11 protein-coding genes are annotated in these 12,185 nt (G+C 59.7%); 7 read left to right on the top strand and 4 right to left on the bottom strand.

Going from position 1 to position 12,185, the window contains the following annotated elements; genetic code table 11:
• Positions 1 to 358: 358 nt before the first annotated feature.
• From JUI81_RS27055 to JUI81_RS27045, 3 genes are all read left to right on the top strand, one after another.
• Positions 359 to 1,468 carry an NAD(P)/FAD-dependent oxidoreductase gene (locus JUI81_RS27055; RefSeq protein WP_204125385.1) on the top strand — a complete coding sequence of 370 codons (1,110 nt, stop codon included), beginning with the start codon at positions 359 to 361 and terminating at the stop codon, positions 1,466 to 1,468.
• 241 nt (positions 1,469 to 1,709) lie between these two features.
• Complete coding sequence (locus tag JUI81_RS27050) at positions 1,710 to 2,216, top strand: DinB family protein (protein WP_018928975.1); 507 nt, start codon at positions 1,710 to 1,712, stop codon at positions 2,214 to 2,216.
• Between the two features lie 409 nt (positions 2,217 to 2,625).
• Positions 2,626 to 4,377, top strand: coding sequence for a hypothetical protein (locus JUI81_RS27045; RefSeq protein WP_204125384.1), 1,752 nt, complete (start codon positions 2,626 to 2,628; stop codon positions 4,375 to 4,377).
• Between the two features lie 155 nt (positions 4,378 to 4,532).
• On the opposite strand, the gene JUI81_RS27040 is transcribed toward JUI81_RS27045, so the two are convergent.
• The 3 genes from JUI81_RS27040 to JUI81_RS27030 all read right to left on the bottom strand — a co-directional run bounded on the left by JUI81_RS27040 (position 4,533) and on the right by JUI81_RS27030 (position 7,321).
• Positions 4,533 to 4,892, bottom strand: a complete 360-nt coding sequence (locus JUI81_RS27040) for a DUF6124 family protein (protein ID WP_096480289.1) — start codon at positions 4,890 to 4,892, stop codon at positions 4,533 to 4,535.
• 373 nt (positions 4,893 to 5,265) lie between these two features.
• Entirely contained in the window at positions 5,266 to 6,660 is a 1,395-nt protein-coding gene (locus tag JUI81_RS27035; protein WP_096480288.1) for a HAMP domain-containing sensor histidine kinase, read from the bottom strand.
• Positions 6,638 to 7,321, bottom strand: a complete 684-nt coding sequence (locus JUI81_RS27030; protein ID WP_204125383.1) for a response regulator transcription factor — start codon at positions 7,319 to 7,321, stop codon at positions 6,638 to 6,640. The genes JUI81_RS27035 and JUI81_RS27030 overlap by 23 nt, the downstream gene beginning before the upstream one ends.
• Positions 7,322 to 7,481: 160 nt before the next feature.
• On the opposite strand from JUI81_RS27030, the gene JUI81_RS27025 reads away from it, so the two are divergent.
• The 4 genes from JUI81_RS27025 to hcnC all read left to right on the top strand — a co-directional run bounded on the left by JUI81_RS27025 (position 7,482) and on the right by hcnC (position 11,064).
• Positions 7,482 to 7,805, top strand: a complete 324-nt coding sequence (locus JUI81_RS27025) for a hypothetical protein (protein WP_019578725.1) — start codon at positions 7,482 to 7,484, stop codon at positions 7,803 to 7,805.
• Positions 7,806 to 8,091: 286 nt separating this feature from the next.
• Complete coding sequence (locus tag JUI81_RS27020; protein ID WP_019578726.1) at positions 8,092 to 8,406, top strand: (2Fe-2S)-binding protein; 315 nt, start codon at positions 8,092 to 8,094, stop codon at positions 8,404 to 8,406.
• Complete coding sequence (hcnB, locus tag JUI81_RS27015) at positions 8,403 to 9,812, top strand: cyanide-forming glycine dehydrogenase subunit HcnB (protein WP_019578727.1); 1,410 nt, start codon at positions 8,403 to 8,405, stop codon at positions 9,810 to 9,812. The genes JUI81_RS27020 and hcnB overlap by 4 nt, the downstream gene beginning before the upstream one ends.
• Entirely contained in the window at positions 9,805 to 11,064 is a 1,260-nt protein-coding gene (hcnC, locus tag JUI81_RS27010; RefSeq protein WP_019578728.1) for a cyanide-forming glycine dehydrogenase subunit HcnC, read from the top strand. The genes hcnB and hcnC overlap by 8 nt, the downstream gene beginning before the upstream one ends.
• Positions 11,065 to 11,115: 51 nt before the next feature.
• Here hcnC and JUI81_RS27005 read toward each other — a convergent pair whose 3' ends face one another.
• Positions 11,116 to 11,985: an oxaloacetate decarboxylase gene (locus JUI81_RS27005; protein ID WP_019578729.1), complete on the bottom strand. Its 870-nt coding sequence runs from the start codon at positions 11,983 to 11,985 to the stop codon at positions 11,116 to 11,118.
• Positions 11,986 to 12,185: the final 200 nt, after the last annotated feature.

Genomic DNA, 12,185 nt, shown 5'->3' with positions numbered 1-12,185 from the left:
TCATTGTCTGGGTTATGTGCCAGATCCTGCGTGTGAGCAGTCATCCGACAGCGACTAGATACTGTGTCCATTGAATTCTTTTGTGAGTTGAAAAAAGCCGTTGTTATCGGCCGGCGCAATTTACTCAGGCAGGTTGGCAAAGTCAATCGCCGATAGCCGGTTAAGGTTGTGTTGAAGGGGGGAAGTTGGAAAGTGTTCAGGTCAATGACAGTTAATTGTCATTTTGAATGATCGTTAAATGGGAAATTAAACATAGAGTATGAACGCCACGTAGCAGACCGTATGCGGTCATGCTGGCGATATTCTCCAGCCTGATCGATTATCGCATCCAGGGTTGGCTTGAATGAATGGAGGGCAGGTGAGCGTCGATATCGAATGCGTGGTAGTCGGGGCTGGCGTGGTCGGGCTGGCGGTGGCCAGAGCCCTGGCCCGGACCGGACGAGAAGTGATCCTGGTCGAGGCAGGTGAGGGGATTGGCGTGGGCATCAGCTCGCGCAATTCTGAAGTGATCCACGCCGGGATTTATTACCCGAGCGGCAGTCTCAAGGCGCAATTGTGCGTGGAGGGCAAGCAACGCCTGTATACCTTCTGCGATGAGCGCGGTGTCGATTACCGGCGCCTCGGCAAGCTGATCGTGGCCACCGATGACCGTCAGCGCCATGCCTTGCAGGCGTTGCTGGAGCAAGGCCGGCGCAACGGTGTCGATGACCTGCAATTACTGGATGCCGGTCAGGCACGGGCGCTTGAGCCGGCGTTGTTTTGTGTTGCAGCGCTTTGGTCACCGTCCACCGGGATTGTCGATTCCCATGCCTTGATGCTGGCGCTTCAGGCCGATGCCGAAGCCTGGGGCACCTCGGTGGCCTTTCATACGCCGTTTGCATCGGCCCGTTGTACCGAACAGGGTTTCGAGCTGCACATGGGGGGGACTCAGCCGATGACCTTGAGCTGTCGTGAACTGATCAACTGCGCCGGACTGTCTGCGCCAGAGGTGGCGAGCCGGATCGAAGGCTTGCCGGCGCGGCACGTGCCCAAGGCCTGGTTGTGCAAGGGCAGCTACTTCAGTTTCAGTGGCCAGGCGCCGTTCCGGCATCTGGTTTATCCAGCACCGGAAAGCGCCGGGCTGGGCGTGCACATGACCCTGGACCTGGGCGGTCAGGCGCGTTTCGGGCCGGATGTCGAATGGGTCGAGCAAGTCGATTATCGCGTCGCCCCCCATCGCGGCGAAGGCTTCTATCAGGCAATCCGGCGCTACTGGCCGGCGTTGCCCGATGGCAGTCTGCAACCGGCCTACAGCGGCATCCGCCCGAAAATCAGCGGGCCGACCGAGCCGGCCGCCGATTTCGTCATCAGCGGCCCGGACGTCCACGGCGTACCGGGCCTGGTCAATCTGTTCGGCATCGAATCGCCGGGGCTGACCAGTTGCCTGGCATTGGCCGAACGGGTGGTGCAGCACCTGACCTTAATGTAGTTCGCGATAAAGCTCTGTAGCAGCTGGCGCAGCCTGCGTTCGGCTGCGCAGCAGTCGCTAAACCACACGCTACGGGTGGGTCAGATAAACCACGTGCGCAGGATTCACGACTGCTACGCAGCCGAACGCAGGCTTCGCCAGCTGCTACAAGGTTGCGGCATGACCGATAATCAGCGTTTACGATCCTGCCCGCCGTGAGGGCTATTCTTGGCAATGCGCCCATCGCTATGGGAGATCTCTGATGATCAACGTACGCACTGCCCGCATGCTCGCCGATTACAAGCGCTGGGCCGATCAGCGACTCTTCGACAGCCTCATGGCGCTGCCACCTGAAGAACTCAATCGCAAACGGGTGTCGGTGTTCAATAACATGATCGGCGCCTTGAACCACACCTACGTAGTGGATTGCATCTGGCAAGCTCATCTGGAGGGCCGGGGGCACGACTTCAAAACCTCCCACGGCCTGCTCCATACCGAGCTCGCCGAGTTGCGAATGGCGCAACAGGAGATTGATCAATGGTTCTGTGGCTGGAGCTCGGCCCAGACCGAGGAGTCGCTGGATAAGCCCATCGAATTCACCTCCATGTCCGGGGAAAGCGGGGTCATGAGTGCCGGCGCCATGCTGTTGCATGTGGTCAACCACGCCAGCTATCACCGGGGCTGGGTGATCCAGATGTACTTCGACATTCCGGCCATACCGCCGATCACCGACCTGTCAGAGTTTTTGCGCGAGGTTCCGGGGTATTGAGTCGAGCCCAGGCCCAATAACAGCATAAATCCGCTGTGGGAAGTGGCCCTGTGGCGAGGGGGCTTGCCCCCGTTGGGTTGCGAAGCAGCCCCAGAATCTCTGATGTACCAAAGATCTCGTGAGCGCTACGCACTCAAACGGGGGCAAGCCCCCTCGCCACAGGGCTGCTCCCACATTGATCTTCTTTGTTATGGAGATTGGCTCAAGCCTGGGGAACCAGGCTCTGCCGGCAGTCGAGCACCAACTGCGCGCCACCCAGCTCGCTATCGCCCACTTCCAGCGTAATCGGCCGTTCGTCGTAAACCCCCGCGCATCTGTTATTTCTGACAGTAGCCAAGCCACCTTTTTCCGGTGTCTGATTCTGCCATCCAGGCCACCTCACGCGGCCCACCGACAAGGAAGGTGTCCCATGACAGTCAAGCAATCTCCCCCGCAAGTGCTGGCGATCTACCCTCCGCGCATCGTGGGCGCAACCGACGGGGTGATCAGTGAGTCTCCTCCACCTCCTGATGTGCCGGTGCAAGGCGTTCCGCTGGATCTGTTTCAGAACGTCACTCGGGATAACGGGTCCCTGGCCCGAGCGGTGACGCTTTCGATCGATCCGCCAGCGGACGACTATGAGGCGATCTCTTATTGGCTAAACGGCGTGGAGATTCAGCGAAAGGTCATTCCTCCTGCGGATCGTAACCTTCCCATCACCTTCGACGTGTTCGAGTCCGATTTGCTCGATGGCAGCCACAATATCGTGACCTACAAAATCCATCGCGCCAGTGGCAACGACAACGAGTCGGTGGCGCTATGGGTGCTGTACAGCGCCACGCTGCCCGGCGGCAACGATGTTCCCGGCACGGATGACCACCCCTTCCTGGCTATCAGCCTGCCGGCGGAATTGGGCGACCCGCCACACATCGGCAAGGACGAAGCCGCCAAGGGCGTGATCGTCACGCTGATTTACCCGTACTCGAAGGCCTACGACGTCATCACACTGCAGATCAATCGCGAGCGCTTCTTCAAGACCGTAGGGCGTGGTGAGGGTGGCCAACCGGTCAGGTTCGAAGTGACGCAGGCGATGTTGGAGCAGGTCGGCAATCATGAGCGGTGCCCGTTCTCGTTCACGGTGGTCGACCAACTGCGTAACGCCACGCATAAACGGCGCTGGTCACGAACGATCGAAGCGGATGTCGATCTGGATTCTGTCACGTTGACAGCACCGGATATAGCCGAAGATCCCGACGATCACACTGATGATCCAGGCACCATTGATCTGGGGAAGGTGAAGGATTTCTTGTACGTGTTGGTTCATGTGTTTTCACCACTCTGGGAACCCAACGACATCGTTCAGGTGAGCTACACCTCTACGCCGTTAACGGGGCCAGTGGTGACGCACAGCGTAGAGGAAACGGTAGGGCGGTTGCCGTTTACCCACAAACTGCAAGTGCCGTTGGCGAAGGTTCTTGCGAACAGCGAGGTGTCGGTGATTTATAAACTTGTCAGGGATGGCAAAGTGATTGGTGTTTCGACGCCTGCTGTGGCGCAGGTTATCGGCGAATACCCGATAGAACTCATTGTGGACACGACTCCTCTTACTATCTCCGGGCAGAATATCTCCATTGCGGGTTCTGGACTTCCTTGGACTCTCACTGGGGTCGATCTTCCCGGCACTTTCGTCCATCGTCCTGCGTCCGGCGGCGTGCCCCCCATCACATTTACATCATCGGATGAGTCCATCGCTTCGGTCGACCACAGTGGAATGATTCGAAGTGAAGGGAATGGGAAGGCTACCGTCACCGTCTCGGACGCCGGTGGTCAAACAAAGACCATCGACATTTCCTGCGAAAACATCATCACATACCTGTTCAACCCAACCACTTCCACGCATCAAGCGTACGAAGCGTGGCGAACCTCGATCAATGCACACCACCCCATTACCCAATCCGGCGAGGTTATTCACATAGATCTCCTTGTCCGAAAATTCACGTCACACACCCTAACCAACACCTGGGCCGGACCGGTCGTTGTAACCAACCCAATATACGCTTGGGCCTTCACCATCCCCTTCCAGCACATTAATACGCTTCTTCTCACCACCCGTTGCCCCGGCCTCTCATGGCGAGTCATTAATTCTGCTGGGGCTCCTGGCTCCCGATCAGAGGATCAGTAAAACAATATATTTCCATCCTGCACTTTCGCGTCGCCTCGCAGGATGGATGCAATCCGTGGCCAGGGAGCTTGCTCCCGCTTGGCCGCGCAACGGCCCCCAAAAAGGGACCGCCGCACAGCCAGCCTCAGTTACCCGCTCACTAGCGCAAGCGGCCCCTACTTGGGCAGATCAATCTTATCCAGCACCCGGTTCGCGGTGATCTCCGCCACCATGATGCTGTTGGAAATGCCCAGCAGGGCATAGCGCGACTCACCCTCCAGATGATCCACCAACTGGTGGACCATCACATCGACCGAGGCCAGGGTCTCGACCAGAAACACCGCCAGGGTTTCGGCCGTGGCCTCTGGGGCTACGGCAAACAGCTTGCTGGGTTTACGCGCGGTGGCTTTGATGTCGGCGTTCGACGGGAAGTGGAAGTTCAGAGCCCGCTCGGCGGCCTCGTTGAGTTTCTTTGAATCGGGTTCGTATGGGGAGGTCGGATCGGTGTCCGGTGGGTTGGGTGTTACTTTGTACATAGTTGCTAACTCCTGAAATGGAGCCGCAGCCACTTCGCGACTAAACGAATGGAGGCAGCTGTGCGCAGGTTAGTCGACCGGGGAAGTTAGCAAAACCGGCGCGCCCGAGGGCGCCCTGCGCACAACCACCATTAAGCACAGGACTGAAATGCCTGACTGAATGATGCGCTATGCACCTTACTAACAACCACGGGCGACTAAACCCGATCACTGATGGGCAGTGACGGGATCAAGTTACCGAGCGGCCCCAAGGCGCACAAGCCGGCGGATTCTGGCGCAGCCGTAGGCAACGACGCAAGGTTTTGTAGCTTTCAGGAAGTATCCTTGAGGGCGCTTAAACAAGCCCGTTTCACGGTTAAACACGAGCAAGGTCTCAAGCCTGGGGAATCAGGTTCTGCCGGCAATCGAGCACCAACCGCGCACCCCCTAACTCACTGCTGTCCACCTCCAGCGTAAACCCATGCAGGCTGGCAATCGCGGCTACGATCGACAGGCCCAGCCCGAAACCGTTTTGCGGGTTGCCGCCTTCGGCGCGATAGAAACGCTGAAACACCGCCTCGCGCTCGGCCGGCGCAATCCCGGGGCCGGAGTCGAGCACTTCAATGCGCGTGTGCCCTGCGTCATTCACCCCACGCAAAATCACCTGGCCGCCCGGCGGGGTGAATTTGATCGAGTTGCTCAGCAAATTCGCCACGGCTTCAAACAGCAGAGCACGGTCGCCGTTGAGCCCGGGCAAGGATTCGGGCATTTGCAGTTCAAAGGTCAGTTCGCCTTCTTCCGCCAGCGGCAGATAAAAGTCATGCAACTCCTGCAGCAACGGCACCGGGTCCAGTTGCACGAACCCCGAACGGCGCTGACGATCCTCCAGTTCGGAAATCCGCAACAAGCCACGGAAACGCGCCATCAAGGTATCCGCCTCGCCCAGCACCGAATCCAGTTGCACTGCCAGTGTTGAGCCTTCATCAGCCTGCTGCTGAATCCGGTATAGCTGCGCCCGCAAGCGGGTCAGCGGTGTGCGTAGGTCATGGGCGATGTTGTCGCACACGCCCTTGACCTCGTGCATCAAGCGCTCGATGCGTTCGAGCATGGCGTTGACGATGGCGGCGAGCATGTCCAGTTCGTCACGGCGATCGGACAGCGGCAGGCGCCGGGTCAGGTCGCCGGCGACGATGGCTTCGGCGCTGGCCTGGATCGCCCGGATCCGCCGCAGCGGGCGCCGTCTCAATAAATGCCAGCCGGCGATGCCCGGCAAAATCGTCAGCGACACGCCCCACAACAGCGCGTGCAGGATGATCCGGGTCACGGCAAACAACGAACCGTTGTCCCGCACCAGCACCAGCCAGCGGCCGTCCAGGGTTCGGGTCGCGACGGCGTCGCAGCTGTCGGCGGGCAGGGTCGGGTCGTCGGATTCTGCGCAATCGCCGAGCATGTGAATCTTGCCGTCCAGCGGCAGTTCGTCGGGGATCTGGCGCAAGGCGCCGCTGAGGTAGCGCTGCTGGTCATCGAACAGGCCATAGGCATCGATGCCGCGAATGTCGAAGGTCATGCTGGCGGCGAGGGCATCCACCAGTTGCTCGCCCTGGAAGCGTGAAAACAGATGCTGACGTTGCATCAGCGAGTGTTTGGCGAGGGTGTCGAGGTAGCTGGACACCTCGTAATACATGACCCCCATGAGAATCGCGCTCCAGGCCACGAACAGCGAACTGTAAAGGGCCAGCAAGCGGCTGCTGGAGGAACGCCAGCCTTTAGAGGGGTTCAGCAATGACATAACCCGAGCCTCGCACGGTCCGAATCAGTGGGACTTTGCCTGGCGGGTCGATTTTCTTGCGCAGACGGCCGATGTGCACGTCGATCAGGTTGGTGCCGGGGTCGAAGTGATAACCCCAGACTTCTTCGAAAATCATCATCCGCGACAGAATCTGCCCGGTGTTGCGCATCAGAAATTCCAGCAACTTGTACTCGGTGGGCAACAGCGTCAGCAACTGGCTGTCGCGGCTGGCCTCGTGGCTGATCAGGTTCAGCTCAAGATCGGCCACGCGCAACGTGGTGGCCTGGGCGGTCACGGTGTTCTGCCGGCGCAGCAAGACTTCGACCCGGGCGGCCATTTCATCGGTGGCGAACGGTTTGGTCAGGTAATCGTCGCCGCCGGCACGCAAGCCACGCACGCGTTCATCGACGTCGGAGAGGGCGCTGATCATCAGGATCGGCGTGGCCACACCCATGGTGCGCAAGGTGGTGACAATCGCCAGGCCATCGAGCTCCGGCAGCATGCGATCGAGGGTGATCAGGTCGTAGTTGCCACTGACGGCGCGCTCCAGGCCTTCGCGGCCATTGTCGACCCAATCCACCTCAAGGCCGTGGCTGCTCAGTTCGGCGACGATTTCCCGGGCGGTCACGGCGTCGTCTTCGATGGTCAAAATACGGGTCATAGGGCTTGCCTGATAATCGGTTCAATACGAAGTTGAGGCATTTTGCCAAGAATTACGCGCGGGTTATTAAATTAACTTTCATGTGGTCTCGTGAGGCTGCTCGCAACATTGATATCATCCAGCCATGACTCTAAATGGAAGCTGCACTGTGCGCACTTTAATGGTTCGTGGCTGGATGCCAATATTTGTGCTGTTGTTGTGCCTGTTCGGTTCATCCGCCTGGGCTGCCAATACGCCGTGTTCGGGGAAGAAGGGCGGTATCGATCGTTGCGACGGTGATCTGTTCCTGTGCAATGACGGCTCCATCAGCGGTTCGAAGAAAAGCTGTTCGGCGATGTTTGGCACTCAAGGCCAGGCGCGACCGCAGACGCTGTTACAGGAAACCGACGGCTGCGCCTGCGGCACCGGTACGTTCTGCACCGGGCCCAGAGGCGGGGTGTATTGCCTGACGCCCAGTGGTAACAAGAGTTACAAGCGCAAGTAATTCGTTTGCAGCCAAAAAACGCTTAGCGCAATGCTTAGCGACGATGTGGGATAGGACGCAGGTGTTTTCACTGGCCTGGATCAATATTTCCTTCAGCGATATCTCCTAGCATCAAAGATCAAGCCCCATCCCGCGGTATCGACTACATTGCTTTGACGCGCAGCTGATGCGCTGTCGAAGTACCAGTGCAGACCTTCTCGTTGTTATTAGTCAGGTGGCCCGCAAGGTGTAGTGCAGCATGGAGCTGAAGAATCTCACCTGAACCTTTCACGGATGAACAATCGCAATGCAACGCATAAACCGAACCTTCGATATCCAGCCGCTGGTGCGGGCGGATATGACTGTGCGCATCAATGGCCAGACCGTCAGCGCCGCCATCGGCGAAACTGTCCTGACGGTCATTCAATCACTGGGCATTCGCCAGGTGGCCCGAAACGATCATGATCAAATCAGCGGTGCCTATTGCGGCATGGGCGTGTGCCAATGCTGCCTGGTGAAAATCGATGGCCGGCACAAACGGCGTGCCTGCCAGACAATCGTGCGTGAGGGCATGAGCATCGAAACCCGGGTCAACCGTATCGCCGGGCAGGAGGTTTTATGAGCCTGCAACCGGTGATCGTCGGCGGCGGGCCGGCGGGTATGGCCGCGGCCATTGAACTGGCGCGCCATGGTGTGCGTTGTACCTTGCTCGAAGAGGCTTCGCGTCTTGGCGGGGTGGTCTATCGCGGCCCCTTGCGCGATAACGTGCAACTGGATTACCTGGGGCCACGCTATTCGGAAGTGCTGGCCAAACTGCATGGAGAATTCCACGAGCAGTCGGGCCTGATCGACGTGCGCTTGAACCACCGCGTGGTCGGCGCCGAAGGTACCCGGGCGCTGGTGGTGCTGGACGTCAATGAGCATTTGCAGGAGGTCCAATACCCGCAGCTGCTGTTGGCTGCCGGTTGCCATGAGCGCAGCGTACCGTTCCCCGGTTGGACCTTGCCTGGGGTGATTCTGCTGGGTGGTTTGCAACTGCAAATCAAGAGCGGCGTCGTTCAACCCCAGGGGCCGGTGGTGATCGCCGGCACCGGTCCGCTGTTGCCGCTGGTGGCCTGCCAACTGCACGCTTCGGGGGTGAGCGTCGCAGGGGTCTACGAGGCGTGTGCGTTCGGCAAGATCGCCCGGGAAAGCCTCGCACTATTGAATAAACCGCAGTTGTTCCTCGACGGTTTGAGCATGCTCGCGTACCTGAAACTGCACGGCATTCCCATGCACTATGGCTGGGGCGTGGTCGAGGCTCAAGGCGAGGAAGAGTTGAAATCAGTGACCGTTGCGCCGTACTCCAGCACCTGGGAGCCAGACCTGAGCCGCGCCGAACGGATTGCCGCGCAGACCCTGGCGGTCGGCTATGGCTTCATTCCTCGCACCCAACTCAGCCAGCAAATGGGCCTGGACCACGGCTTCAACGATGACGGCTACCTGCGGGCCAGCGCCAATGTCTGGCAGCAAAGCAGCGAACCCCATGTGCATCTGGCCGGTGACATGGGCGGAATTCGCGGTGGCGAGGCGGCCATGCTCGCGGGACGAATCGCAGCAGTGTCGATCCTGCTGCAACGGGATGTGCTGGACGCGGAGTTGGCGCGGGTCAGACGTGACCGCTACCTGTCGAAACTCAAGTCCATCGTGCGCTTTCGCGCCGCCGTCGACCGTTACACCGCACGCGGTGCCGGGCAGACCGCATTGCCGGTCGCCGACACGGTGATTTGCCGCTGTGAGCACGCGACGCGCGCCGACATCGATCGGGCGCTGGAGCAGGGTGTGCAAGACCTGGCCAGCCTGAAAATGCGTACCCGCGTGAGCATGGGCGACTGTCAGGGGCGGATGTGTGTCGGCTATTGCACCGACCGTTTGCGCGAAGCCACCGGGCGGCAAGATGTGGGCTGGTTGCGACCGCGCTTTCCCGTCGACCCGATTCCTTTTTCAGCATTCCAGTCTGTCGGCACGGAGGCTGCAAGCCATGAGTAAGTTCTACGACGTAATCATCGCCGGCGGCGGTGTGATCGGGGCGTCCTGCGCCTATCAGTTATCCAAGCGCAAACACCTGAAAGTCGCGCTGATCGACGCCAAGCGGCCCGGTAACGCGACCCGTGCTTCGGCCGGGGGCTTGTGGGCGATCGGTGAGTCGGTGGGCTTGGGCTGCGGGGTGATTTTCTTCCGCATGATGTCGGCCAATCGCAAGCGCGAAGCCCAGGGCGCGGCGGTGGCGGTGGACTCCAGCACGCCGCATATCCTGCCGCAGTCGTTCTTCGATTTCGCCTTGCAGTCCAACGCGATGTACCCGGATTTGCACCGGGAGCTGCAGGACAATCACGGGATGGATTTCAAGTTCGAGAAGACCGGCTTGAAATTCGTGATTTACGACGATGAAGACCGGCTCTACGCCGAGCACATCGTGGCGTGCATTCCGCACCTGGCGGATCAGGTGCGCTGGCTTGATCAAGCGGCACTGCGCGAAGTCGAGCCAAGTGTCAGCCATGAGGCGAGGGGGGCGCTGGAGTTTCTCTGCGACCATCAGGTCAGCCCGTTCCGCCTGGCCGATGCCTACACCGAAGGCGCGCGGCAAAACGGTGTGGACCTGTATTTCAACACCAACGTCACCGGGGTGCTGCACCACGGCTCGCAGGTCACTGGCGTGCAGACCTCCGAGGCCGGCGTGTTCCGTTGCGATACGCTGATCAACGCTGCTGGTGCCTGGGCCGCCGACCTCAGCGAGCAGGCCACCGGCATTCGCATTCCGGTGAAACCGGTGAAGGGCCAGATCCTGCTGACCGAGCGTATGCCGAAGATCCTGCGCGGTTGCCTGACCACCAGCGACTGTTACGTGGCGCAGAAAGACAATGGCGAAATCCTGATCGGCAGCACCACCGAAGACAAAGGTTTCGACGTGACCACCACCTACCCGGAAATCCGCGGTCTGGTGCAAGGCGCAGTGCGCTGCATTCCGGCGCTCGCCGACATCAACCTGAAACGTTGCTGGGCCGGGTTACGTCCTGGTTCGCCGGACGAACTGCCGATTCTCGGGCCGATGAAAGGCGTGCAGGGTTACCTCAATGCCTGCGGACATTTCCGCACCGGCATCCTGACCTCGGCGATTACCGGCGTGTTGCTGGACAAACTGGTGAACAACGAGCCGTTGCCGCTGGATATCACACCGTTTCTGGCGGATCGGTTTGAGGTGGCGCCGAAGGCCGAATCGAAAGCAGTGCACATGGTTTGACTGCACCCTCACTACAGACGCGCGAGCGCTGTGGTGAGGGCGCTTGTGCCGTCATTCTTTAACGCGCATGAACTCTTCCGCCCAACGAATGTAGTCCTCCGGCTGCGTATAGGTATGCGTCAGTTCGGTGGCGTTCAGGTCGGAGGCCTGGGTGAAAATCTGGCGTTGTTCACGCAGGCTGTCATAAGTGGCTTTGATCGCTGCGAAGTAGGCGCCATGGCCGTCGATGGTGACTCGCACACCCAATTCGGCCAGGCGTTTGTCGTCGCGCAGCAACGGGTTGCCGTAGGTGACCAGCATCAGCGGTACGCTCAGGTGTTCGGCGATCTGTTCCAGATGATCGAAATCCTGCACGCCCACCATGCAAATCCCGTCGGCCCCGGCCTGTTGGTAATGCTGGGTGCGGCTGATGATTTCCTGGACCGGCAGGATCCCTGCGTTGGTGCGGGCGATGATCGCCATTTCCGAGTCGACCCGGGCTTCCAGCGCCGCGCGGATCTTGCCGACACCTTCGGCGACCGTGATCAGGTCGGTGGACTTGCGACCGAATTGTGCCGGCAGCAGGGTGTCTTCGATGGTCAGGGCGGCCACGCCGGCGCGTTCGAGTTCGACGATGGTGCGCATGACATTGAGCGCGTTGCCGTAGCCGTGGTCGGCGTCGGCGATGACCGGCAATTGCGCCACTCGACCGATGCGGGTGGCCTGTTCGGCGAACTCACTGAGGGTGATCAACGCAAAATCGGGGGCGCCCAATACCTGCAACGACGCCACCGAACCACCCAGGATTCCTACCTCAAAACCCAGGTCGGCGGCGATGCGTGCCGACATCGGATCGAAGACAGAGGCCGTGTGGTAGCAGGTGTTGGATGCGAGCAGTTGGCGGAAATTACGGCGCAAATCTTGATGAGAAAGCCTGGACATACGAGTTCCACCATATAAAGGAATGGAAGGGCTTGAGCAAAAGTGTCAACGCCGAAGGAACAAAAGGCTATCACGCGGGCGGGTAAAGGATGATGACGAATTTGCCGGAGGGAAGCGGTATTTTCGTCAATGCCATTTCTGGATTAAAAAAAAGCTGCAGACCTTGTCGGTCTGCAGCCAGGTAGTGCGTTACTACGAGT

It is taken from the genome of Pseudomonas sp. 008, from assembly GCF_016861935.1.
In the GTDB taxonomy this organism is placed as follows: Bacteria; Pseudomonadota; Gammaproteobacteria; order Pseudomonadales; family Pseudomonadaceae; genus Aquipseudomonas.
Note: the sequence above shows the minus strand (reverse complement) of the source record. Positions and strands in the feature narration are given on the sequence as shown.

What these genes read in the sequence shown, in the direction of transcription:
- JUI81_RS27020 (WP_019578726.1), top strand. Translation starts at nt 8,092, where the DNA reads ATGCAACGCATAAACCGAACCTTCGATATCCAGCCGCTGGTGCGGGCG.
- JUI81_RS27040 (WP_096480289.1), bottom strand. Translation starts at nt 4,892, where the DNA reads ATGTACAAAGTAACACCCAACCCACCGGACACCGATCCGACCTCCCCA.
- JUI81_RS27030 (WP_204125383.1), bottom strand. Translation starts at nt 7,321, where the DNA reads ATGACCCGTATTTTGACCATCGAAGACGACGCCGTGACCGCCCGGGAA.
- hcnC (WP_019578728.1), top strand. Translation starts at nt 9,805, where the DNA reads ATGAGTAAGTTCTACGACGTAATCATCGCCGGCGGCGGTGTGATCGGG.
- hcnB (WP_019578727.1), top strand. Translation starts at nt 8,403, where the DNA reads ATGAGCCTGCAACCGGTGATCGTCGGCGGCGGGCCGGCGGGTATGGCC.
- JUI81_RS27035 (WP_096480288.1), bottom strand. Translation starts at nt 6,660, where the DNA reads ATGTCATTGCTGAACCCCTCTAAAGGCTGGCGTTCCTCCAGCAGCCGC.
- JUI81_RS27025 (WP_019578725.1), top strand. Translation starts at nt 7,482, where the DNA reads ATGGTTCGTGGCTGGATGCCAATATTTGTGCTGTTGTTGTGCCTGTTC.
- JUI81_RS27045 (WP_204125384.1), top strand. Translation starts at nt 2,626, where the DNA reads ATGACAGTCAAGCAATCTCCCCCGCAAGTGCTGGCGATCTACCCTCCG.
- JUI81_RS27005 (WP_019578729.1), bottom strand. Translation starts at nt 11,985, where the DNA reads ATGTCCAGGCTTTCTCATCAAGATTTGCGCCGTAATTTCCGCCAACTG.
- JUI81_RS27050 (WP_018928975.1), top strand. Translation starts at nt 1,710, where the DNA reads ATGATCAACGTACGCACTGCCCGCATGCTCGCCGATTACAAGCGCTGG.